Genomic DNA, 23,367 nt, shown 5'->3' on the forward strand with positions numbered 1-23,367 from the left:
TAATGAGCATCGAATCTTCATGATTAAACTAGGTAGTCTCTTCATCATCACCGCATTGTGCACTTGGGTATTCTTTGCCTGTGTCCAAGAACCTGATTATGGCACTACTCCTAATATTGAATTTGAGTCCATTAAAAAAATCACCAAAATTAGTAATGATGGTTTTGGCGGTAAAGCCAAAATTGATTCCGTGGTGATGACCATTAAGTTCCAAGATGGAGACGGGGATTTAGGTATTACAACTGCAGAGAAAAACTCAGATCCTAAATACAAAGACTACCGCAATTTTGAGGTAGATGTTTTATTCAAGAAAAATGGCAAATTCATTCCAGTAACTTTTAGCCCCAAATTAGGAGGCTTAATGAATTTTCCCTTTAAACCAGACCAAAAACCAGGTCCCATCGAAGGATATATTTCCTATTCCACTCAGTTTGTGTATGCTTTTTACAAAGGTTATTCTCCCGATTTCACTGAAAAAAACGATACATTAGCTTTCCGAATTTCCATTAAAGACAAAGCATTTCATCAAAGCAATACGATTGAGACGAGTCCAATCGTAATTTTTCAAGACTAAATATCCTTATGATTCTACGTTTTTACCGCATCCTCAGCTTCGCTGTTATTTTTCTATTGGCTCAGGTGAGCTTGGCTCAAAAAAGTGTTAGCCTAGAAGACGTTTGGCAAAATTATACCTTCCGTCAAAGAAGTATTCAAAACCTAAATTGGACTCAGGATGGGCAGCATTATACCGAATTAAAGGAGGGTAAAATCATTAAATATTCGGTAGTAGACCCTCAAAAATCTGAAGTTCTTTTTGATGAAGAACAGTACCGAGTAGCTGGTAAAAAAATCAATGTTCAAGCATTTAGTTTATCTTCTGACGAACATAAAATTTTAATTTCTACCGAATCTGAACAAATTTATCGCCGCAGTTCGAAAGAGAATAATTTCATTTTTGATCGTCAAAATAAATCCATCATACCATTATCCAAGGCAGGTAAACAAATGCATGCTAGCTTCTCTCCTGATGGCAAAAAAGTGGCTTTTGTTCGAGAAAACAACTTATTTTTAGTGGATTTAGTTTCGGGTAAAGAAAAAGCAATTACGACTTCTGGCAAGTTTAATCACCTCATTCATGGCGCTTGTGATTGGGTATATGAAGAAGAGTTTTCTTTTGCTAAAGCCTTCCAATGGTCGCCAAACAGCAAAAAAATAGCCTACTATACTTTTGATGAGACCAAAGTACCTGAATACAACATGCAAATGTGGGGGGAATTGTATCCCAAAGATTACCGTTTCAAATATCCTAAAGCAGGTGAAGCCAATTCCATAGTGACTCTTAGTGTGTATTCTTTAGTGAATCAAAAAAACATTCCAATTCAGGTTGGAAAAGACAAAGATCAATACATTCCAAGAATGAAATGGACGGCTAGCTCGGATTGGGTTTCTTTTATCCGCTTAAACCGCCTTCAAAATCACATGGAGATACTTCATGCTTCTGCTAAGGATGGTTCATCCAAATTGATTTATGAAGAAAGAAGTGCTACTTCATTGGAAATTGAATCAGTCGGAAATGACATCATGTATTTGGCTGACCAAAAACGTTTTATTTTCTCTTCTGAAAAATCAGGATTTAAGCATTTATATCTTGCAGAAATTGCTACTGGAAAAGTAGAAGCGATTTCTCAAGGCAGTTGGGATGTGGATGATTTTTATGGATATGATGAAAAAAGCCAAACACTCTATTTCAATGCTGCATCGAAATCGGCTATTCAAAGAGAGGTCTATAAAATTCAATTGGATGGCACTAATCTGCAAATGATTTCTCAACAAGCAGGTACTAACACAGCTAATTTCAGCCCTGACTTCTCTTTTTACATGCTCTATTTTAGTTCTGCCAAAGAACCTTTACAAATCAGCTTAAAAAGTAGCCAAGGTACCTTAATTCGCGTGCTGGAAGAAAACAATAAATTAAAGCAGCAGTTGAAAGACTATGCTATCTCAACACGTGAATTTTTTCAAATTCCTCTAGCCAATGGGGAAAAGTTAAATGCCTATACCATCAAGCCTAAAAACTTTGATCCAAATAAAAAATATCCCGTTTTAATGCACGTATACGGTGGACCTGGAAGCCAGCAAGTGTTGGATGCCTATCCCGTTAGCAACGATTTTTATTGGTATCAAACCTTATTAGATAAAGGCTACTTAATTTATTGTGTGGATAATCGCGGTACAGGAGCTCGAGGTGTAGATTTCAAAAAAATAACGTATCAAAATCTAGGTAAAATTGAGGTACAAGATCAAATTTATTCGGCACAATATTTGGCTAAATTACCGTATGTGGATGCTTCTCGTATAGGAATTTGGGGCTGGAGTTATGGCGGATTTATGTCGTCAAATTGCCTAATGCAAGGTGCTGATGTATTCAAAACGGCTATTTCTGTAGCTCCGGTTACTAACTGGCGTTTTTATGATAGCATTTATACGGAACGTTATCAAAGGACACCTCAAGAAAACGCCAAAGGCTATGATGAAAACTCACCAGTGAATCATGTCAACAAATTAAAAGGAAATCTTTTATTGGTACATGGAACAGGTGATGATAATGTACATTTTCAAAATGCGGTGGCCTTACAAGAAGCTTTAATTAAAGCCAACAAGCAATTCCAAAGTTTTTATTATCCTAATAAAAATCACAGCATTGCAGGAGGAAATACCCGATATCATTTATACCAAATGATGACCAACTTTCTCTTGAAGAATTTATAATGATTTGAGAATTTGATAGACGTCGGGATTCAAGCGGTAGGTAAACATTCGCTGATCTTTCTCGTCGGTATGGACATCTAAAATTTGATCCTTACCTAGTAAAAGACGAAGCGATTTTGTCAAATTCTCAAACATCTTGGCCCTAAATTGTCGCTGTGATTCAGGTGAACTTTTATGCTTGCCAAAAAATGCAATGATTTGATGACCTGAAATATAGCCAGTGGTATAATTCAAAATCAGAAAATCTAGCAGCATTTTTTCGTTTTCCCCTAACATGATTTTTAGCTGTTTTGAAAGTCTTTTCTTTTTCCATTTTTGGAATAAAAAGAAGGCTAAAACGATAAAGCCTATGGCTACCAAAATGAAAGAACCCTCGATGATGGACTGATACCAAGGTACTTGATTTAATTTCCCAAGGTAATCTGCCTCACGTAGTACATCATTCACCATCAGTCGATAATTTTTGACATTATTCGGTGAAACTTGAGTGGATAAATTAGTCCAAATCAACGTATCTCCATTGATATGCAATGCCTTATCAAAATTGCCCGTATAGGCACCTTCCAGGACTAATCGATTCGTATTTTTCCAACAATAGGTTTTGAAATCATCTAATACATCAATGATGTACACGGTATCATAGTTCTTTTCCCGACCAGATTTATCCAATAAAAAGAAATACCGGCCATTGAATAAATAATAACGAGCAATGTCCTTTTCTAGAAAGGATTTGATTTCCTCCAATTCAATGGACCCCTGAATGACAAATTCACTGGTGGAAAAATTGTATTCATATATATTCCAATCAACCAAATCCTGCCGCCTGGTATCCGTATCATTGACTGAGTGATTCCCCATGGTTATGAACCTATCTCGACTGGGAACATAAGCCGTTAAACCCATCGTGATCGCAGGTGGAACATCACCTTTAGCTTGTATACTCAACCATTCTTTTCCATCGGCATTGTATTTTGTTAGAATATTGGTAGAAGTCCAAAATCCATAGCCTCCAAAAGAATATAAAATTCCGTTTCGATAAAATGTATGGCTTAAACAATTCGCTCCTCGGTAATAGGTCTCATCAATTCGCTTGAGTGCCAATTGCTTTTTATTGATTTGATATACTTGGTTGGTACAGGATATTAAAAGATATGCCCAATCAGAATTTTCAATTTTATATTCTTTCACGGCATAATTGGCCGAAATCAAATCTGCTTTTTCGACATTTTCAAGGGATAGTACACCTAAATTTGACCAAGGAAGTCCATTTTTGGTTCTAGAAAGCTGATTAGTTTCAAAATCAATTTTATAAAAATAGCCCGTACTTGAACTAAACCATTCTAAAGTTTGGGCCAAGACATTTACATGAATCAACAAAAAAAGACTTAAAATGTAGCTGCCTAGACGCATAGTAGAATTCAAATGGATAATAAAAATGCAATTTTTTCAAGCAAAATTGTTAAATACTTCGGAATAGATTGAAATGCCATGCCCAATTTTTCAACAAAATTGGCTAATTTTACGGATTAAAGTTTAATCCATAGCATGGATTAAACCATACTAATCGCTTATGACCCTACACAGAGAAGGAAAAACAATCTTATTGACAGCTATTGTCATCGTTTTAGCTATAAATGCTTTAGTGGCATATTTTTTACCTGAGCAAGTTTACATCAGAGAAGCAGTAGTCGTTGTTACAGCTGTATTTTATTTGCTTTTGGTCCAGTTTTTCCGCGTCCCTAAACGTGTAACACCTATCAATCCTCAGGACATCATTGCCCCAGCAGATGGTAAAGTCGTGGTCATTGAAGAAGCCGTAGAAAGCGAATACTTCAAAGATAAGCGTAGACAAGTTTCAATTTTCATGTCGCCTATCAACGTACACATTAATTTTAACCCTATTTCGGGTATCGTTTCTTATTTCAAATACCACCCGGGTAAATATTTGGTAGCTTGGCATCCAAAATCGAGTACGGAAAATGAGCGTACAACCTATGTCGTGAAGCATGAAAACGGAACAGAAGTTTTATTCCGCCAAATAGCTGGTGCATTGGCTAAGCGTATTTGCTGGTATGCCAAAGAAGGAGATGCTGTGGTTCAAGGAACAGAATTTGGCTTCATCAAATTTGGTAGTCGTATTGATATTTATCTTCCTTTAGATGCTGAAATCTGCGTTAAATTAGACGATAAACCCGTTGGAGGAGAAACTGTTATTGCCAGACTCGCTCAATAACCATTCATCATTTTCAGTAATTTCTATGTAGGAAGAGAATTTCCTAGGGTGTATTTTTATTAAAAATCTACGCCATGTTTAGACAATTAACCGACTTTTATCGCGCTTGGGCTTACGAATCAGAAAGCTCCATCAAAATGTTTCAGGCTATTGAAGCGGGCCATTTTCAAGATAATCCTAGCGAAAACTTCAGGAGCATGGCTAGATTATCATGGCATATTACGGAATCCATTGCCGAGTTATTGCATCACGCTGGGCTAAAGGAAGTAAAAGGAATTGTGGATGCCAGTGGTGAAAAAAATGACCTAAATAAGCTCATTTCTGAATATCAAAAATCATCTGAATCTTTGATTTTGGCATTAAAAAACCAATGGACTGACGAGATGCTCGGGGAGAAAGTTCCCATGTACGGAGATCATTGGGAAAGAGGCGCAGTTTTAAGCATACTTATTCGTCATCAAACACATCATCGAGGTCAGTTGAGTGTATTGATTCGACAAGAAGGCCTTACTGTTCCTGGTATGTACGGACCTTCTAAGGAGGAATGGATTGCTATGGGAATGAAACCTTTGGCATAAGGCTTAAGACCAGGAGGGATAATTTTTTTCTATCAAATCAATAATAGCTTGCAAGCCTTCTCGGTCAATCTCACTAAAATCATCCAATTGATCGGAATCCACATCCAAGACCATCAACACCTCACCTGCAGAATCCATCACCGGCAATACGATTTCGGATTTGGAAGCAGATGCACAGGCAATATGACCCGGAAATTCATCGACATTGGGGACAATAATACTTTCTTGAGTTCGATAGGCATGACCACAAACACCTTTATGGTAAGGAATGCGCGTACAAGCTACTGGACCTTGAAAAGGACCAAGAACCAATTGATCTTGTTTATTTAGATAAAAACCCACCCAAAAAAAGCCAAAATACGAATGAATTGCTGCCGCGATATTGGCTAAATTGGCATATAAATCTGTCTCTCCTTGGAGGAGAGCTTCTACTTGAGGAATGAGGGCATGGTATTTATCGGCTCTGCTACCCTCCACAATTTGTAAATCTTCTGCCATAAATTATACGGATGCGGCTACAAAATACTTTTTAAGCCAAGAGTCTTTGGCTTTGCTTGGCCAATTAGCTTTAAAATCTGCCAAATCATTGACTTGAGGTGTGGCAATGAAGGACTCTGAGCTAATTTGTCCAGCAGCTACTGCTTGCTTGACGCTTAATAGAGGAAACAATGTCAAAGAATCTTCTTGAACCAAAGCCACTGAACGATCAAAGAAATCAATCCCTAATTGAAATGCCAGGTCTTTAAACCATCCTGTTGAAGCATCGATGGAACAACCTGAAGCAGCGTTGTGTTTTTCATCAACAGCAATTACAATAATCTGATTGTATCGGATTTGGAATGAACCAGCTAATGGTGCACCATGGGCATTCCAATCTTGAACGGCCTGTTTTAAATAAGACTGAACAAAGTTATTTTCTTGCTCATTAAAAGCCCTATTGGCTTGGTAAATCCAAACGCGAGCATGGGCCGGCAATTGTTGAAATTCTACGTACATATTTTTATATCATGGTTTGCTGAACTAATTCAGCCAAATCTACTACTTGTATTTCTTTATCTTTACCGTGTTTATTCAATCCATCTTGAATCATGACCATACAAAAAGGACAAGCTAAAGCTACCTTTTGAACACCCGAGTCGATGATTTCTTGTGAACGTTTGGTTTGGATGTCGATACTCCCTTCTTCTGGCTCTTTAAACACTTGAGCACCACCCGCACCACAACACAAGCCTTTAGTTCTACAACTTTTCAGTTCTTTTAGTTCCTTTTTCAGTCCATGAATAATTTCACGAGGGGCTTCATAAATTCCATTGCCCCGACCTAAATAGCATGAATCATGAAAGGCAACAGCTTCTTTTTCTTCTTCTTTTAGTTGAATTTTACCTGCTGCCAACAAATCAGCTAATAACTGACTGTGGTGTATGACATCGTAAGTTCCTCCCAATTCTGGATATTCATTTTTCAAAGTATTGAAGCAATGAGGACAAGCCGTCACAATTTTTTTCACGCCATACATATTCAACACCTCTATGTTGGACATAGCCTGCATTTGGAATAAAAACTCATTTCCACTTCTACGAGCAGGATCTCCCGTACATGATTCCTCTGTTCCAAGGACCGCAAATGAAATTTCTAGCTTTTGTAAAATTTCACAAAAAGCCCGCGTTACTTTTTTATGACGATCATCAAATGAACCAGCACATCCAACCCAAAACAAAAACTCTGGGCTTTCTCCTTTGGCTGCCCATTCGGCCATCGTACTTATCTTCAGTTCCATGCTATTCTGTTTTCGACTTATTTTGTTGACGCATTTGTTCTACTGTTAATCTAGAACCATCGGGACTCCATCCGGGAGGACCTATCAGATAATTCCAAGCGGCTTTAAGACTTTTGGAATGAACAATATCTTTACATATCTGCATCCATTCAAAAAAAGCAATTTTGGCAGGATTATAACTTTCAATCTGTTTAGTTAAGCCATAATGTGGTCTTTGGTTTTCTTGTTGGAAAGAACCAAACATCCGATCCCAAATAATCAATACACCAGCATAATTCGTGTCTAAATATTCTAAGTCTGTGCCATGATGCACTCGATGATGAGAAGGAGTATTAAAAATATATTCAAACCAATTGGGCATTTTTTTGATCAGTTCGGTATGAATCCAATACTGATACAAAAGGCTAATTTGTTGAAAAAAGAATACGATAAAAGGGTGAACTCCTATTACTAAAATCCAGGTATAAAATAAAAATGCTCCGGATAAATTACCAGTCCAAGTTTGACGTAAAGCTGCGGCTAAATTGTACTTCGGAGAAGAATGATGGACCATATGGGAAGCCCAAAAATAACGTACTTCATGGGAGATCCGATGAAACCAATAGTAGGTAAAATCGTCGGCAAAAAAGGCAAATACCCATACCCACCACCAAGAAATGGAAAGATCAAATAAACGCCAATGATCATAAACATAAAAATAGCAGACGTAAATAACCGATTTGGTCAACAAACCAATGAAAAGATTCCCAAGTCCTAAACCGATGGAAGTCAAAGAGTCTTTTGTCTCAACAAAATCCCGATGTTGTTTGAAAACGACATAGGATTCTAAGATGACCGTAATCAAAAAGAAAGGAACTGCATATAGAATTAAATTCGGTGTCATAATTCTAAGGTAGATGTACGATTTCTTTCAAAAATTGGATACTTGCTTTCAAAGGCAAATCGGTTCTCTTGGCCAAAATATCCGACGTAATGACATGATTTTCAGCTAAAGGGAAAGCCATTTCCTTTTTCTGTGCGGGATTCGTGCCAAGGTAAGGAAACATATGGCGCATAGCTTTTACGGAGACAACGGGGTCTTGGTGTGCATCATCTTTGTAATAATAACCCATGAATACTGGGCATTTTACTTGCTCAAAAACCTCGTCGGTCATTTGATTGGTTAAAAAATTCTGCAATTCTACTGCCCCTTCTAAACGGTAGTGCAAATTCCAATATTGGTCATGGGCTGGATTTTGAGCAGGGATATCCCGGTAATCACTACCTACAACTTTTCTGGCTAATTGAAGACCCCAAGGATTATCCATCAAAACAGCCGCTGGATCGGCAATGGCTATACAAGGACTAAACAACAATAATGCTTTGATTTCAGGGTGACGGGAAGCCAAAGATAAGGACAAGGCTCCTCCAAATGAGGTGGCTAACACGATAACGTTTTCCCCCATTTTTTTGGCTAGGGCTAATTGATTCTCCACACTCTCATAATAATCGTCGGCCGTAACATGCTGCAATACACTATCCGAAGTAACAAAACCATGTCCAGCTACGCGGGTCAGAAGTAAATTGGCACCAAATGCTTTCGCTATTTGACGGTGTACTGGATTTCCTTCCATCTGGGAAGCAGAAAAACCATGCACATACATGAAAACCCATTTTGTTTTTTGGGGATTCAAAGAATCTGCCCAGACAATTTTGGCTTCATTATTCGCTTTAATTTGTGGGTAGGCCCCTTCTTTATCTTGTAAATACTGAGCTATTGCAGGCAGTGAATCAGGAATATTTTTCCAAGTAACACCTCGGTTTAATTGAGGAGTTTGCGGGCTTGGTCCCAAAGTAAAAAATAAGATGAGCCCAAGGATTATGGGTATAAATACTTTTTTCATATGCTTATGATTTAGCCCAATTTAAACGATCCGATGGATTAAATTTCCAGGGGGCTTGATTTGTTTCAATGTTTGAAAACATACTATTCCATGCAGCAGGGGCATCCGATTGCTCCATGATTTGATAGCGGCGTAATGCCAAAATGATATTTAGGGGGGATAACTCCATGGGACAAGCTTCAACGCATGCCTGACAGGTTGTACAGGCTCTCAATTCTTCCGCAGAAATATAATCGCCTAATAATGATTTCCCATCTTCTTGCCATTGGCCTTTATTCTTAACCAAACCTTGCCCAACTTCTTCCAAACGGTCACGAGTATCCATCATAATCTTTCGAGGAGATAGTGCTCGACCTGTTTGATTGGCAGGACACTGTTCTGTACAGCGGCCACATTCGGTACAAGAATAGGCATCTAGGGCATTTTTCCAGGTTAAGTCCATCACATCTTTTGCTCCAAAACGTAATTGTTCAGGGGTAGTGGCATTGGCTTCAACGGGTTGACCTAACATCAATTTTACTTCATGGGTGACGGATGGCATATTGCCCATTTTACTTGAAGGTTCAAGACTAGAAAAGTAAGCTGCAGGAAATGCAAAGAAAATATGTAGGTGCTTGGAATATGTGACATAAAGGGCAAATCCCAATATTCCGATGATGTGAAACCACCAAGCTACCCTTTCCAGTGTCAATAATACAGGTGTGGAAAGCTGGGTTAAAAAGGGCATTACATGCTGCGAAACTAAAAATGAACCAACAGGCTCAAAATGAGCTACTTGCCTCTCTTGCAGAATGGCATCACTTGCATTCATGGTCCATAGAGCTAACATGAGGATACATTCAATCGCCAAAATGGTGTAAGCATCTTGAATCGGGAAACCTTTCAATTCCCGATGAGAATCGGATCGTAGTCGCTGTACATGAATCACCCCTCTTCTTAAAAAAAATACAATACAGGCCAAAAAGACTCCCAGAGATAGTAGTTCAAAAAAGTTGAGCAAAAAGGGATAAAGCTCTCCCAAGAATGGGGCAAAAACACGATGAGTACCTAAAATCCCATCAATGACAATTTCCAAAATCTCAACATTGATTAATACGAATCCTATGTAAATCAAAAAGTGAAAAATGCCGACCAAGGGTTTATGGAACATTTTTTTCTGGCCAAATGCCAAAAGAATGACCCTTTTCCAACGTTCACTAGGGTGATCATTCAGTTCCATGGGTTTGGATAATCGAATGCTAGCTAGTATAAGTTTAAATCGTTGCGTTACCAAATAGCCCAACCCGACTAGTACTAAAATAAAAAGTACTTGGAGAAAAATATGCATGATTGATGAGTGTTTTGCTGAATCTTTTTCCCTTAACGCTGTCAAGGTTTAAAACCTTGACAGCGTTGTTGAAATGCCAATAAAGCTAACTTTTTTTAATCAAACTTTTCATCACATTTCTGATATTTTTTACCAATTATTTAAGATTCAGTTTTTAACAAAATCAGGAGATTTGTTCCATACATTCTAATAATCACTAATCATGAAAAAAAATACAGAAGCAATGGTTCCGGATCAGTTGTACCATGTCTTTAACCGTGGAATAAACCGAACTAAAATTTTTAAAGAATATAGGAACTACCGGTTTTTCCTTAGAAAATATCAAAAATATATCTGCCCAATTGCTTATACTTATGCTTATTGTCTAATTGGAAACCACTTCCATTTTCTTCTTAGAATTAAACCTGCTCAAGAAATTTTTGAATTCAAAAAAATAAAAACAGAACAGAGAGAACATATTGACCTTTCCAAATTAATTGCAAGGCAATTTGGAACATTGTTTAATTGTTATGCGCAGGCATTTAATAAGACGAATGACCGAACAGGTGGGCTATTTGAAAACCCGTTTCGAAGGATAAAGGTGGAAGATGAAATCTATTTCACTCAGCTTATCAAATATTTGCACTTTAACCCCGAAAATCATGGTATTGTTTCTGATTTCAGGCAATACAAAAATTCCTCTTATCATGACATTTCAACCATGAAAAAGAGCTTTGTAGATAAAAAATCAGTTTTGGAATATTTTGGAGGAATCGAAGAATTCAAACATTTTCATACTTCCAGAGTGGATGAAAAACACATTATCAATTTATTGTTAGAATAAATTGAAATTCCATTCGTTTTCGCAACGCTGTCAAGGTTTCGAACCTTGACAGCGTTAGGAAAAATCTAAGCCATATTCAACTCCTTCAATAAAAATCTTCCCGTATGACTTTGCTTCACTCGGGCTACTTCTTCAGGAGTTCCTTCGGCTATTATTTGCCCACCAGCAAGTCCGCCTTCTGGACCTAAATCTATCACATGGTCAGATACCTTAATGACATCTAAATTATGTTCAATAATCAACACCGTATTGCCGCGATCCACCAATTTTTGGAGCACTTCCAATAATAATTTTACATCTTGAAAATGTAAACCTGTAGTTGGCTCATCCAGCACATACAAGGTCTTTCCTGTATCTTTTTTAGACAATTCCTCCGCCAATTTCACCCGCTGTGCCTCACCTCCAGATAAGGTTGTGGCATGTTGTCCTAAAGTAATATACCCTAAGCCTACCTCCAATAAGGTTTTTACTTTACGGTAAATCTTGGGTTGATGTTCAAAAAACTCCAATGCTTGCTCCACTGTCATATCCAATACATCGGATATTGACTTGCCTTTAAAGCGAACTTCTAAGGTCTCCCGATTAAATCGTTTGCCTTTGCATGATTCACATTCAACCAAGACATCCGGCAAAAATTCCATCTCGATTTTCTTCCTACCTGCTCCTTCACAGCTTTCACATCGTCCCCCTTTCACATTGAAACTAAATCTTCCTGCTTTATAACCTCGAATTTTAGATTCAGGCAACTCACAATACAAGGTTCGAATATCACTATACATATTGGTATAGGTGGCAGGATTGGAACGAGGTGTCCTACCAATGGGCGATTGATCTACCTCAATCACTTTATCAATCAATTCTAAGCCCTCGATTCCTTTGAAATCTTTAGGATCTCTTTTGGTTCTGTCGAAATGTTGTTTCAACTTTAGTACAAGCGTATCATGTATCAAAGTTGATTTACCAGAACCTGAAACGCCAGTGACCGAAATCATTTTTCCTAAAGGAATACTGACCGTCACATGCTTCAAATTATTTCCTGAAGCTCCTATTAATTTAATCTCTTTATCTGTTCCCTTTCTACGCTTTTTCGGTATTTCTATGGCTAATTGTCCATTTAAATACTGTGCCGTAGGAGTTTGTAATTTCAAAAACTCAGCCGGTGTACCTTGTCCAACGATGTGACCTCCATGTCTTCCGGCACCAGGACCTATGTCCAACAAATAGTCAGACTCCAACATCATGTCTTTATCATGTTCTACTACCAACACACTATTTCCCAAATCCCTCAAATCCTTTAAGGCATGAATTAATTTTTCATTATCGCGCTGATGTAATCCAATACTTGGCTCATCCATGATGTATAAAACTCCAACAAGTTGCGTTCCAATTTGCGTGGCCAAACGAATACGTTGTGCTTCTCCACCTGATAAGCTCTTCATAGGCCGATCAAGGGTCAGGTAATTCAAACCAATTTGAGTCAAAAACCCAATTCGCTTCTGTATCTCCTTCAATACTTCTACTCCAATCTGTTGTTGACGATCAGAAAGTCGTAAATACAATCCCTCAAACCAATTTTCCAAGGTCGAAATGTCCATTTGAGCCAATTCGCCAATATGTTTGTCATCAATTTTGAAACAAAGTGCTTCTTTTTTCAAACGATAACCCTGGCAATCTGGACAAGTCTTCACTTCCAAAAAATCCTTTAACCAATCTTGCGTTTTCTCTGATCCACTCTCTTGTTGCCTTTTCAAAAAATGGATTATCCCATCATACTTGGTCGTCCATTCCGTGCCCACATATTTCTTAGATGGAACAGGTACAGGTTCATCCGTACCATAAAGCATCATTTCAACAGCTTTTCTGGGGAACTTAGCAATGGGTGTTGATAAACCAACTTGGTAAGGCTTCAATAATACTTCCAATTGCTTAAAAATCCATAAATCCCGGTATTCACCTATTGGAGCTATTGCTCCACGTATAATACTTAATTCAGGATCTGGAATTACGGATTCCTCCGTAATTTCTTCTACTTGACCTAAACCATTGCAGGTTGGACAAGCCCCATATGGACTATTGAATGAAAAAGTATTTGGGGCAGGTTCATCGTATGATAAACCCGTCTTGGGATCCATTAAAGTTTGAGAAAAATAATGAAGCTTTTCTTTTTCATCTAAAATGAATACCTGACCCTTGCCTACATTCATGGCTGTTTGCAAACTTTGGGAAATCCGAAAACGGTCATCCTCTTTCACCACCAATCGATCCACCACAATCTCAATATCATGCACCTTGAATCGATCCACTTGCATTTTAGGCTCCAATTCCATAATCTCCCCATCCACCCGCACTTTGGTATATCCCCACTTGGCTATTTGTACAAATAACTCTCTGTAATGCCCTTTTCTCCCTTTTACTACAGGGGCCAATAACTGTACTTTGCTCCCTTGAAATTGCTGTAAAAGTGTATTGATAATTTGGTCAACCGACTGCTTGACCATTTTTTCCCCAGAAAGGTAACTATAGGCCTCAGAAGCGCGCGCAAATAGCAAGCGTAAAAAGTCATAAATCTCCGTGGTAGTACCTACGGTAGACCTTGGATTTTTAGAAGTCGTTTTTTGCTCTATCGAAATTACTGGAGAAAGACCTTCAATCTTGTCTACATCTGGACGCTCCATATTACCCAAAAAGCTTCTGGCATAAGCCGAAAAACTTTCCATATAACGCCTTTGGCCTTCGGCATAAATGGTATCAAAAGCTAAGCTTGACTTTCCGGAACCGGAGATACCGGTAATAACGACTAATTGATTTCTAGGAATTTGAACGTCGATGTTCTTTAAATTATGCTCACGAGCACCTAAAACTTCAATGTGAGAAAACCCTGTTAAATCTTTAGGTGGCTGCATATTTTGCTACAAATCAATCCACAAAGGTACAAAAAAAAGGCTGCCCGGATAGGACAGCCTCAATAAAAATTTGAGTGATTATTTATTCAATAACTCGTCAAATGTGATGCTCACATAATAGATGCTACCCACTGTTGGATTTCCCCAACCTGTAGTATAAGCTGTACCTAATAGATTTGAAGCTCCTAATTTAACAATGGATTTAATGCTAGATAACTTCTTGCTAATTTGTGCATCTAAAGTACTGAATGAAGGGATAACACTTTGCTGAGTTTGGTTTAAGATTTGGTTAACAAAGCTTGATTGCCAAACATATTCATCTTGGTATCTCCAAACCGTGCTGAAGCCCCATCCTGAACCACCAATGTTGCGGTTTCCTAAAGTAATGTTGGTACGATAAGCCGGTGTATTAAATGCCAATTGATAATTACTTAATCCACCATTATCATTAACTGCATTATAAGAAACGTTACCTCCTAATGTCCAGTTAGATGGAAGACGGTAGTCTAAACTTAAACCCCAACCACTCGTTTTAACTAGGTTGTCTACGTTGGATGGGAAAGAAAACACTTTATTACCAACTACTGTTTTATCATTGTGTTGTTGAGGAGTTTGAACTACAACTTGACCAGCTGAGAAATTGGTAAAGGTACTTTGGTAGTAATAGAAATCAGCTAATAAATTGTTCCCTAAATTTCCTTTATATCCTACTTCAAACGTACGAACTTGCTCTGGTTTCCAAGCTTTAGCCGTATATACTTCTGGTTTTCCGGCTAATACAGATTGAAGTGTTAATGAATTACCAGACAATTTATAACGATCTTGTACTACTGGCAAACCTCCTAATAATCTTGCCGAAGGAGTATTTAAATCAATGTATTGATCCTGTGTGGTTGGAATACGGAAACCTGTTTGATATGATGCTCTGAAGTTCGATTGTCCAACAGTATAAACACCCGATAATCTTGGGCTATACTGACCTTCAAAGTTTTCATTTTTATCATAACGCATCGATCCAGTTAACTTGAACTTATCCTGGAACATTTTCTTAGCCAATTGCAAATACCCGCCGTATTCGTTAATAGAAAACTCTTGTCCATTATCTTGACGAGCGAATAAAGATCCTTCTGAATTCAAAGCATAAACACGGTAGTTAGCACCAACCAACATTTCAAATTTATCGTTCAACATCTCACTGAAGTTGTACATACCTTCATAGTGATACAAAGCCGATTTGTCTAAGAAACGAGCTCCTTGAGGAAGTGGCTTGCCTTTAATAGCCTCCACTGCGGTGGTAAATGCCGCTGTGCCTGGGATCAAACGACCTGCATCTGCTGCAGCACGTGCATTGTTATGATAGGTATTGAAAGCTGCTTGTGTAGTCGCAATCGCATTTCCAACGGCTAAGGTTGGATTACCTGTTTGTGCTAAAGTCGTTCCTAGAACAGTTCCAAAGTTCGTCAATGCTTGTGTAGCAAATGCGCCAAAATACTGTGGATACCAAGTAGTACTTGGTTTGGCTGCTTCATTAACAATTTGGCCTAAAGTTCCTGTGGCATAAGCATCGCCAGAATTTTCTTGTGTAGTATAAGCACGTAAGAAGAAATTAGAGCCTTTTAATTCTGCTTTGTATTGACCCATGCTAAAGTTTTTGATCGAGTAACGATCTGCCCCGGTATACACGGTAGTACCTTGACCATAAGATCCTTGCAAGATCAACTCCACTTTATCATTAAAACGATAATGCAAAGCTGCATTAAATTTCATGTTACGGTTTGCATAAGAAGCTAAATCACGCTCAGCATAACCTTCACGTGAAATATTTACATTAGGAACAATGTATCCCAAAATGGCTGTTGGAGATAATAAACCTCCAGTAGCTCTTGAAATTTGGTTGATACCTGCTGTTAATGGATTCGTAGGATCTCCTAATACGGGAGTTAATGAACTTAACATATTGACATTCGTCTCGTCTCCGTAAATATTCACACCATTGTAGGCTAAGTTCGTAGAACGACCACCTAAACCTAAAGTTCTACCGTTCAATAAACTCTGATCACGGTAATCTGATGCTTGCCAATCTTCGGCACTTAATGTATTAAAATTCAATTTGAAGGCAACCTTGTTGTTGAAAGCTTTTGCATAACGAATAGAAATATCACTGTAAGGTGTGTTTTGAACCGTACGGTTAGGAGCATCCATAAATCCTCCTTTGATTTGCGCACTTAAACCTTGGTATAAAAATGGACTCTTAGAGTTCATTAACACGATACCGTTCATGGCATTTGGACCATATAAAGCAGAAGATGCTCCTGGCAAAACTTCCACATTCTCTAAATCTAATTCTGAAATTCCGACAATATTACCAACGGAGAAGTTCAAACCTGGTGCTTGGTTATCCATACCGTCAATCATTTGAACCACACGAACGTTTCCGTTACTACCAAAACCTCTCATGTTAATGGATGAAAAAGAAACCGATTGAGTAACCATTTCCACACCTTTTAAATTACGAAGAGCGTCATAAAAGGAAGCAGAAGGTGTTTCTCTGATGCTTCTAATATCCATTTTCTCCACTGATACAGGGGATTTCATCACACTTTCTTCCACTCTACTGGCAGAAACGACTACATCTTGACCTAGTACGGATTGTTCTTTTAAATTGATTTTTAAATCTGTTTTATTTCCAGAAATAGCAATTTCTTGTCTTTCATATCCGACCATAGAAACTACAATAGTGAATGGAACGGGAGTGGAAGTACTCAATGAGAAACTTCCTTTAGCGTCTGTAATTGTTCCGATTACTTTCCCTTTAACGGCGATACTAACACCGATTAAAGCTTCTTTGGAAGCTGCATCTGAAACTTGACCTCCTACTTTCGTTTGAGCAAGCACAGAAAAACTCATCAAAAACAGAACTAAAATAGCGGGTAGGAATTTGGTAGATAGTCTTTTCATGTTGATAAATTTAGATAACATTGTAGATATGGCACGAGACCATAAACAAATCTAAGGAAGAAAATAGAATTGCACACTCATTTTATTAAAAAATTACTAGTTTTTCAATAAATACTTAAATATTGGCCTTTCCCTAGGATTCCTTGAAAATAGGCCATTTCAAAAGAACTTTAAATCCATTGAAATTCTTGTTAGCTTTGAATTGAAATTCCAAGTTTCTAAGATATATTCCTTCATTTATTTTGGAATGAGCATGATGCTTTATGGAACATTCTGATTAGTCAAGGACAAGAATTCTACTAAGCATTCGTTCAAATGAATTGAACGCATAATAACGTATGAAAGACAATTACCTCATCATCATGGCTGGCGGAATAGGCACTCGCTTTTGGCCAATCAGCAGAAGCGCAAATCCAAAGCAATTTCACGATGTTTTAGGTGTTGGCAAAACAATGCTTCAACAAACCGCTGAGCGTTTTCAAGGTATCATTCCTCAAGAAAACATCTATGTAGTTACCAGCGATGAATTTGCAGGATTAGTTGAGGAGCAATTACCGTTTTTAAGTAAAGAGCAAATATTAAAGGAGCCTTTGCGTAAAAATACCGCTCCCTGTATTGCATATGCGACGTATAAAATCTCCAAGAAGAATAAAAAAGCGAAATTCGTGGTTGCTCCGGCAGATCATGTCATTTTAAAAGAACAGGTATTTCAAGAGAATATTAAAACGGCTTTAGCTGTCGCCGAAGAGGATGTTTTTGTGACTTTAGGAATTATCCCTACTCGGCCGGATACGGGATATGGTTACATTCAATATGTCCCAAGTGAAAATAAGGCTCAAAGAGTAAAGACATTTACCGAAAAACCCAACCTTGAATTAGCCCAAGCTTTTTTAGAAAGCGGGGATTATGTCTGGAATGCTGGCATATTTGTTTTTAAACTTCCTACTTTCAAAAAGGAATTAGAGAAGCATCAATCCCGAATGGCGGAGCAATTTGAAGAAGGATTATCTCATTATTACACCCCAGAAGAGGATTCATTCATCAAAAAGGTCTATGGAGTTTGTAAAAACATTTCCATGGATGTGGGTATCATGGAAAAAGCACAAGAAGTCAAAGTGATTCTTTCTGATATTGGATGGTCTGACCTTGGCACTTGGCAGTCTTTGTATGAAATCAATGAAAAAGATGTGAATCATAATGTGATTGAAGGCAATGTCATCACCTATGATACACAAAATTGCATCATCAAAACCCCGTCTGAAAAACTAGTAGTCATTCAAGGACTGAAAGGTTTTATTGTAGCTGAACATGGAAACGCACTCATGATTTGTCCCAAAGACCAGGAACAAGAAGTAAAGAAATTTGTGGAGGAAGCTACTTCTCTTGACCCTAAGTTTAGTTAGTATTCGCAATCTCAATCAGATCTTGAAAATTTCGTAAAACTTGGATTTTCTCGGGTACATCATGACCTAGAGCCAATAATTGATATCCAGTTAATAAAAATTTCGAATTCGGTATTCTTTCAACCAATTGATTCAAATAATCCGACATCTCATCGGGATTGGGTTGAGAAGTAAATACACTCAGGATATAATCCGGTTGATGAATTTCATGTGCCAAAACCAATTCTTCAAATGGTAAAGATTGTCCCAAATAAATTACCTTATGTTTTCTAGCGCGCAATAAATAATTGGCGAAAAGTAAACCTATTTCATGCAATTCCCCTTCGGGTAAATACAACAAGAATTTTTTGGCATTGGGCTTATGGCTTAAATCTTGTTGATCAATAGCAGCTATAACTTTTTGACGAATCAAATGACTGATAAAATGTTCTTGTGCTGGTCCTACGGAGCCTGACAACCACAAAGTTCCCAAGCGTAACATAAATGGATGAATGATTTGAATTAAATAATCCTCAAATCCATGCTTTTGAATGATGTTTTTAGTTAATTGTTGAAACATAGCCTCGTTCAATTCCAACATGGAAATTGTTAAAGCTTGAATCTGATCGGGAAAATGAAGTGTTTCTTCTGATAATCGAAGTAAATTGGCAGAGCGCTCACTATCGCTCATTTTAGCAATTTCGGAAATTTTGAACTCCCCTCTATTTTGCAAAATAGCAATATTCAATACCAACTTTAACTCCTCATCTCCATAGGTACGGATGTTGGTATCAGTCCTTTCCGGATTCAGTATGCCATATCTTTGCTCCCAAATCCGCAAGGTATGAGCTTTTATGCCACTAAGATGTTCTAAATCTTTAATTGAATAAACACTCATAAGGTATTATCTATTTTAAGCTAACATGATAAGACCGCTAATTGTTTTCACATAGCTGATTAAGCTTGTAAAAAAATCCAATGTCCCAAGAAAAACATGAACTGTAATAGTAGTATCCACCTAAATAAAGAGGATTTACTAGTAAATTCTCCTGATTGAATTACCCAATGAAAAAAGAAACTCACGAGCCACCAAGCACCAAAGTTTTGAATGGGTACCTGCCCTCCTGACCACTGCCAAAAATCAAAATGTATAGCTACTGGTTCTATTAATAAATCTAAAGCTGTCATCAAACCCGCTCCCAAAGCGGCTCTTCCTATCTTACCGCCAACGTTCCATTCTTCAACAACGGCACTTGATCCTAATAATAAGATAAGCCAATTAATACCAATGGTGATGGGGGCGTCCAACAATTTAAAGCCTAAAGTTTCTCCATAATGATACACCCCAAATATTTTCCCTGTCCTTACGCCAACTACCTCTAAAAACCATGCTGCCACCACAATTCCACCTAAGGTCAGGTAGGCTGACATACTTGGTTTGGGAAAATAAAACAAGCAGATGAAACCAGTAAACCACAAGGTTAAAGGAACCAATGAAACAAATAATTCCTTGGTCGCTGGCAAGTTCATGCCTACTAAACCTGCGGCATACAATACGATGAGAAATCTTTTTAAATATACTCCAGACATATCACAAATTTCAATATAAAAATACTAGGACCATTCATCTGGCCTCTCCAAAACAAAACCATCTTTCTTTCTAACATGCAAAGGAAATTGATTTTCTACTAATTTCTTTCTACCAATCATTTGAAATGCTCTAGCCACCTCTACAACGGACTCATTTCTTCTTAATGGAGGGAAAAATACAACGACAGATTTATCCAAAAAATGCTCATTCACACTTTTTATGCAAGGAACAAAATCACTATCTCCGGAAACTACAATGGCGATATCGTATTGATCTTGAAATGCATCCATCAGCAAATGAGTTGCCAAGTTTACATCCGTCATTTTCTCATTGGGGATAATCCAGCTATTTCCACATTTTCTACAATCCGTAAATTTAGCTTGATACGAACCATAAATTAAATTCACACCCGTGGATTCTAATGCTTCCAAATAAGTCGTTTGACGCTTTTGCTTGGGGGGATTATGAGTAATCCGACTTGTAAAATATTTAATCTCCACGAGTTCTTGGTTGGAGCGCAAAAAACTACGAATAAGCTTATCTACATTCAGCCATTTACAATTTCGAAACCCGGCATCGATCATTCCAAAATACAAATTGGAACCATCCACGTATGCCTTAACTCGATATTTTTTATCCTTCATGAACTTATTTCTCCAATGAATTGTATCTTTGTACAAGAACTTCTCCAAAGATAGCATCTTTGGAATGATGCCCCACCTAGGTGGGGCATTTACTTTTTCAGAGCTATCCTGTTTCATGAATAATTAAAGGAATTATTTGAGTAATATCGTTGAATGAATCTTCTTACGATGAAACCAACATTATCCTTTCCCCTGTTTTTTTTACTCCTAGTTTCATGGAATGGCTTGGCTCAAATACCTAGAACAGCTGAACAAGATAGTATCATAGCCGAACGAAATAGAAAAACGCAGGCTGATTATGAGCAAATGTTACAGCAATTAAACATTCAAAGCATTCGGCCTGGTGTGAATGGAAGTAATCCTAAAGCTCCCAATGCAGCCAATTATGATGAATCTAAAGCGACCATTTTCCCAAATTTACCCGCAGCTTTGCAGTTAAAGAATGGAAAGTGGGTGGATTCCAAAAGAACTTGGAATTACCACCGCAAACCTGAAATTGTAGAAGATTTTGAAAGAGAGATTTATGGACGTATACCAGATAACATTCCACCGATTACTTGGAAAATAATCTCCACAGAAAACAAAACCATGGCCGGTTTTCCTGTGGAAATTCAAAAATTAATTGGGACGGTCGACAATAAACGATTCCCTTCCATATCCGTTCAAATAGAAGTAAGCATAGGATTTAGAAAGGATATTAAAAAAGCTATGCCCGCAATGATGGAATTGGCATGGGTGTTTCCTCCAGGCATGAATCGACCGCCAGCGCCAGCCAATGAAATTCCATGGACAGAACAAGTGATCGCCAAAGGATGGGCCTTTATTCAATTAAACCCTACTAGCGTTCAAGCAGATAATGGGGCTGGTTTAAAATCAGGCATTATTGGATTGATGAATCGTGGGGAATTTAGAAAAGCCGACGATTGGGGCTCTTTGCGGGCCTGGGCATGGGGTGCGAGTAAAGTATTGGACTATTTGGAAACTTTACCACAAATCAAATATACTCACGTGGGCATAACTGGACATTCGCGCTATGGTAAAGCGGCAGCGGTGGCCATGGCATTTGATTCACGCTTTGCCATCGGCTATATCTGTTCTTCAGGTGCTGGTGGACTGAAATTATACCGCAGAAATTATGGAGAGTTGATTGAGAATGTCGCAGCAAAAAATGAATACCATTGGATGGCTGGGAATTTTTTAAAATATGCAGGACCGTTGCAGTGGAACGACCTAGCAATTGATGCCCATGAGTTAATTGCGCTTTGTGCTCCAAGGCCAATATACATAGGTGTGGGTGGAAATGGAGATAGTTGGGCAGATCCTTATGGAATGTATTTGGCAGGAAAAGAAGCAAGTCCAGTCTATGAATTACTTGGAAAAAAGGGCTTGATTTCTGATCGTGCACCTGTAATTAACGAAGCTAAAACCGAAGGTGAAATTGCTTTTCGTATGCATGATAAAGGCCACGTTACAGGCCCCAATTGGCCCAATTTCATCGAGTTTGCATCCAAATACTTGAAATAAATGATAAATTGTAAATTATAAATTGTAAATGATAGCTGTTGGAAGTGGTATCATGCTGTATTCCCAATTCTTCATTCTTAATTCTACATTCTGCATTAAAAGATTAGGGAGAAAATAGCAACAAAAAAAGTCCCAGTATGAATACTGAGACTTTTTGGGCGGATGATGGGATTCGAACCCACTACCCCTGGTACCACAAACCAGTGCTCTAACCGAGTGAGCTACAACCGCCATTTGGGATTGCAAAAATACACAAATCAAGGTACATCGCAAATCCGAATCGAAAAAAAATGGGGATAAAACCGAAATTTTATCCCCCTTCTTTTATTTCTGTGCTGCTAAATATCTTTTTTCAGCTGCATTCCAATCGATAACATTCCAAAATGCATCCACGTAATCCGGACGCTTATTTTGGAATTTCAAGTAATAAGCATGCTCCCACACGTCTAAACCAATCACAGGAAAACCTTTAACATCAGCTACATCCATCAATGGATTATCTTGATTAGGCGTAGAAGAAACAGCAATAGAGCCATCTTTTTGAGCAACTAACCATGCCCAACCAGAACCAAAACGGGTAATACCTGCTTTTTTGAATTCTTCCTTGAAAGCATCAAATGAACCAAATTTAGCATCAATTGCTTTGGCTAAAGTTCCCACTGGAGCTCCACCACCATTGGGTGATAAAATATTCCAGAACAAATCATGGTTATAATGTCCACCGCCATTGTTACGAATAGCTGGGCTTAAGCTAGAAATATGACTGAATAATTCTTCTAAAGATTTTCCTTCAGATGGACTGCCTGCTACGGCTGCATTCAAATTGGTCACATAAGCATTGTGGTGACGGTCATGGTGTATTTCCATGGTTAATGCATCAAAATGCGGTTCTAAAGCATTGTTTGCATAAGGTAAGGGTGCTAGTTCAAAAGCCATAATATAGGTTTTAAAAATATGTAAATTTGTCTTTAATCG

At 38.0% G+C, this 23,367-nt stretch carries 20 protein-coding genes and 1 tRNA gene; 7 read left to right on the forward strand and 14 right to left on the reverse strand.

The features are described from left to right. Positions 1 to 19: 19 nt before the first annotated feature. Both G9H60_RS04585 and G9H60_RS04590 read left to right on the forward strand, forming a co-directional pair. Positions 20 to 574 carry a hypothetical protein gene (locus G9H60_RS04585; RefSeq protein WP_223142927.1) on the forward strand — a complete coding sequence of 185 codons (555 nt, stop codon included), beginning with the start codon at positions 20 to 22 and terminating at the stop codon, positions 572 to 574. An 8-nt stretch (positions 575 to 582) separates the two neighbouring features. Further along, positions 583 to 2,769 (forward strand): S9 family peptidase, encoded by a 2,187-nt coding sequence (locus G9H60_RS04590; protein ID WP_223142928.1) that lies wholly within the window; start codon positions 583 to 585, stop codon positions 2,767 to 2,769. Here the strand turns inward: G9H60_RS04590 and G9H60_RS04595 are convergent. Continuing rightward, on the reverse strand, positions 2,764 to 4,179 hold the full coding sequence (locus G9H60_RS04595) for a hypothetical protein (protein ID WP_223142929.1): 1,416 nt from the start codon (positions 4,177 to 4,179) through the stop codon (positions 2,764 to 2,766). The two genes, G9H60_RS04590 and G9H60_RS04595, sit on opposite strands and share 6 nt — an antisense overlap. Positions 4,180 to 4,339: 160 nt before the next feature. Between G9H60_RS04595 and G9H60_RS04600 the strand changes: the two genes are divergently transcribed. Beyond that, positions 4,340 to 5,002 carry a phosphatidylserine decarboxylase family protein gene (locus tag G9H60_RS04600; protein ID WP_223142930.1) on the forward strand — a complete coding sequence of 221 codons (663 nt, stop codon included), beginning with the start codon at positions 4,340 to 4,342 and terminating at the stop codon, positions 5,000 to 5,002. Between the two features lie 74 nt (positions 5,003 to 5,076). Further along, the gene (locus G9H60_RS04605; RefSeq protein WP_223142931.1) at positions 5,077 to 5,580 is read left to right on the forward strand and encodes a DinB family protein; all 504 of its coding nucleotides are present in this window, start codon (positions 5,077 to 5,079) and stop codon (positions 5,578 to 5,580) included. 3 nt (positions 5,581 to 5,583) lie between these two features. Here G9H60_RS04605 and G9H60_RS04610 read toward each other — a convergent pair whose 3' ends face one another. From G9H60_RS04610 to G9H60_RS04635, 6 genes are read right to left on the reverse strand one after another with little or no spacing between them, the layout of a single operon-like run. Beyond that, entirely contained in the window at positions 5,584 to 6,078 is a 495-nt protein-coding gene (locus tag G9H60_RS04610; RefSeq protein WP_223142932.1) for a GAF domain-containing protein, read from the reverse strand. Between the two features lie 3 nt (positions 6,079 to 6,081). Next, a complete protein-coding gene (locus G9H60_RS04615; protein ID WP_223142933.1) occupies positions 6,082 to 6,576 on the reverse strand; it encodes a hypothetical protein in 495 nt (164 codons plus the stop codon). Between the two features lie 4 nt (positions 6,577 to 6,580). After that, the gene (locus G9H60_RS04620) at positions 6,581 to 7,357 is read right to left on the reverse strand and encodes a (Fe-S)-binding protein (protein WP_223142934.1); all 777 of its coding nucleotides are present in this window, start codon (positions 7,355 to 7,357) and stop codon (positions 6,581 to 6,583) included. A 1-nt stretch (position 7,358) separates the two neighbouring features. Next, on the reverse strand, positions 7,359 to 8,240 hold the full coding sequence (locus tag G9H60_RS04625; RefSeq protein ID WP_223142935.1) for a sterol desaturase family protein: 882 nt from the start codon (positions 8,238 to 8,240) through the stop codon (positions 7,359 to 7,361). A gap of 4 nt (positions 8,241 to 8,244) precedes the next feature. Beyond that, positions 8,245 to 9,240 carry an alpha/beta hydrolase gene (locus tag G9H60_RS04630; protein WP_223142936.1) on the reverse strand — a complete coding sequence of 332 codons (996 nt, stop codon included), beginning with the start codon at positions 9,238 to 9,240 and terminating at the stop codon, positions 8,245 to 8,247. A gap of 4 nt (positions 9,241 to 9,244) precedes the next feature. Continuing rightward, positions 9,245 to 10,567, reverse strand: coding sequence for a (Fe-S)-binding protein (locus tag G9H60_RS04635; RefSeq protein ID WP_223142937.1), 1,323 nt, complete (start codon positions 10,565 to 10,567; stop codon positions 9,245 to 9,247). A 202-nt stretch (positions 10,568 to 10,769) separates the two neighbouring features. Here G9H60_RS04635 and G9H60_RS04640 point away from each other — a divergent pair, with 202 nt between their 5' ends. Beyond that, entirely contained in the window at positions 10,770 to 11,390 is a 621-nt protein-coding gene (locus tag G9H60_RS04640; protein ID WP_223142938.1) for a hypothetical protein, read from the forward strand. Between the two features lie 65 nt (positions 11,391 to 11,455). Here the strand turns inward: G9H60_RS04640 and uvrA are convergent, their stop codons facing one another. After that, positions 11,456 to 14,293 carry an excinuclease ABC subunit UvrA gene (gene uvrA / locus G9H60_RS04645; RefSeq protein ID WP_223142939.1) on the reverse strand — a complete coding sequence of 946 codons (2,838 nt, stop codon included), beginning with the start codon at positions 14,291 to 14,293 and terminating at the stop codon, positions 11,456 to 11,458. 78 nt (positions 14,294 to 14,371) lie between these two features. Further along, positions 14,372 to 17,251 (reverse strand): TonB-dependent receptor, encoded by a 2,880-nt coding sequence (locus tag G9H60_RS04650; RefSeq protein ID WP_223142940.1) that lies wholly within the window; start codon positions 17,249 to 17,251, stop codon positions 14,372 to 14,374. 338 nt (positions 17,252 to 17,589) lie between these two features. Here G9H60_RS04650 and G9H60_RS04655 point away from each other — a divergent pair, with 338 nt between their 5' ends. Next, positions 17,590 to 18,654, forward strand: a complete 1,065-nt coding sequence (locus G9H60_RS04655) for a mannose-1-phosphate guanylyltransferase (RefSeq protein WP_223142941.1) — start codon at positions 17,590 to 17,592, stop codon at positions 18,652 to 18,654. On the opposite strand, the gene G9H60_RS04660 is transcribed toward G9H60_RS04655, so the two are convergent. From G9H60_RS04660 to G9H60_RS04670, 3 genes are read right to left on the reverse strand one after another with little or no spacing between them, the layout of a single operon-like run. After that, a complete protein-coding gene (locus tag G9H60_RS04660; protein WP_223142942.1) occupies positions 18,647 to 19,531 on the reverse strand; it encodes a MerR family transcriptional regulator in 885 nt (294 codons plus the stop codon). The genes G9H60_RS04655 and G9H60_RS04660 overlap by 8 nt on opposite strands. A 59-nt stretch (positions 19,532 to 19,590) precedes the next feature. After that, on the reverse strand, positions 19,591 to 20,223 hold the full coding sequence (locus tag G9H60_RS04665; protein ID WP_223142943.1) for a carotenoid biosynthesis protein: 633 nt from the start codon (positions 20,221 to 20,223) through the stop codon (positions 19,591 to 19,593). Positions 20,224 to 20,247: 24 nt separating this feature from the next. Further along, complete coding sequence (locus G9H60_RS04670; RefSeq protein ID WP_223142944.1) at positions 20,248 to 20,985, reverse strand: NYN domain-containing protein; 738 nt, start codon at positions 20,983 to 20,985, stop codon at positions 20,248 to 20,250. Positions 20,986 to 21,036: 51 nt separating this feature from the next. Between G9H60_RS04670 and G9H60_RS04675 the strand changes: the two genes are divergently transcribed. Continuing rightward, the gene (locus G9H60_RS04675) at positions 21,037 to 22,392 is read left to right on the forward strand and encodes an alpha/beta hydrolase family protein (protein WP_223142945.1); all 1,356 of its coding nucleotides are present in this window, start codon (positions 21,037 to 21,039) and stop codon (positions 22,390 to 22,392) included. A gap of 157 nt (positions 22,393 to 22,549) precedes the next feature. Here G9H60_RS04675 and G9H60_RS04680 read toward each other — a convergent pair. Both G9H60_RS04680 and G9H60_RS04685 read right to left on the reverse strand, forming a co-directional pair. Further along, positions 22,550 to 22,623 (reverse strand) — tRNA-His (locus G9H60_RS04680). Positions 22,624 to 22,716: 93 nt separating this feature from the next. Then, positions 22,717 to 23,328 (reverse strand): superoxide dismutase, encoded by a 612-nt coding sequence (locus tag G9H60_RS04685; protein ID WP_223142946.1) that lies wholly within the window; start codon positions 23,326 to 23,328, stop codon positions 22,717 to 22,719. Between the last annotated feature and the right edge of the window lie 39 nt (positions 23,329 to 23,367).

Origin of the sequence: Aquirufa aurantiipilula, assembly GCF_019923745.1 — a bacterium.
GTDB lineage: Bacteria > Bacteroidota > Bacteroidia > Cytophagales > Spirosomataceae > Aquirufa > Aquirufa aurantiipilula.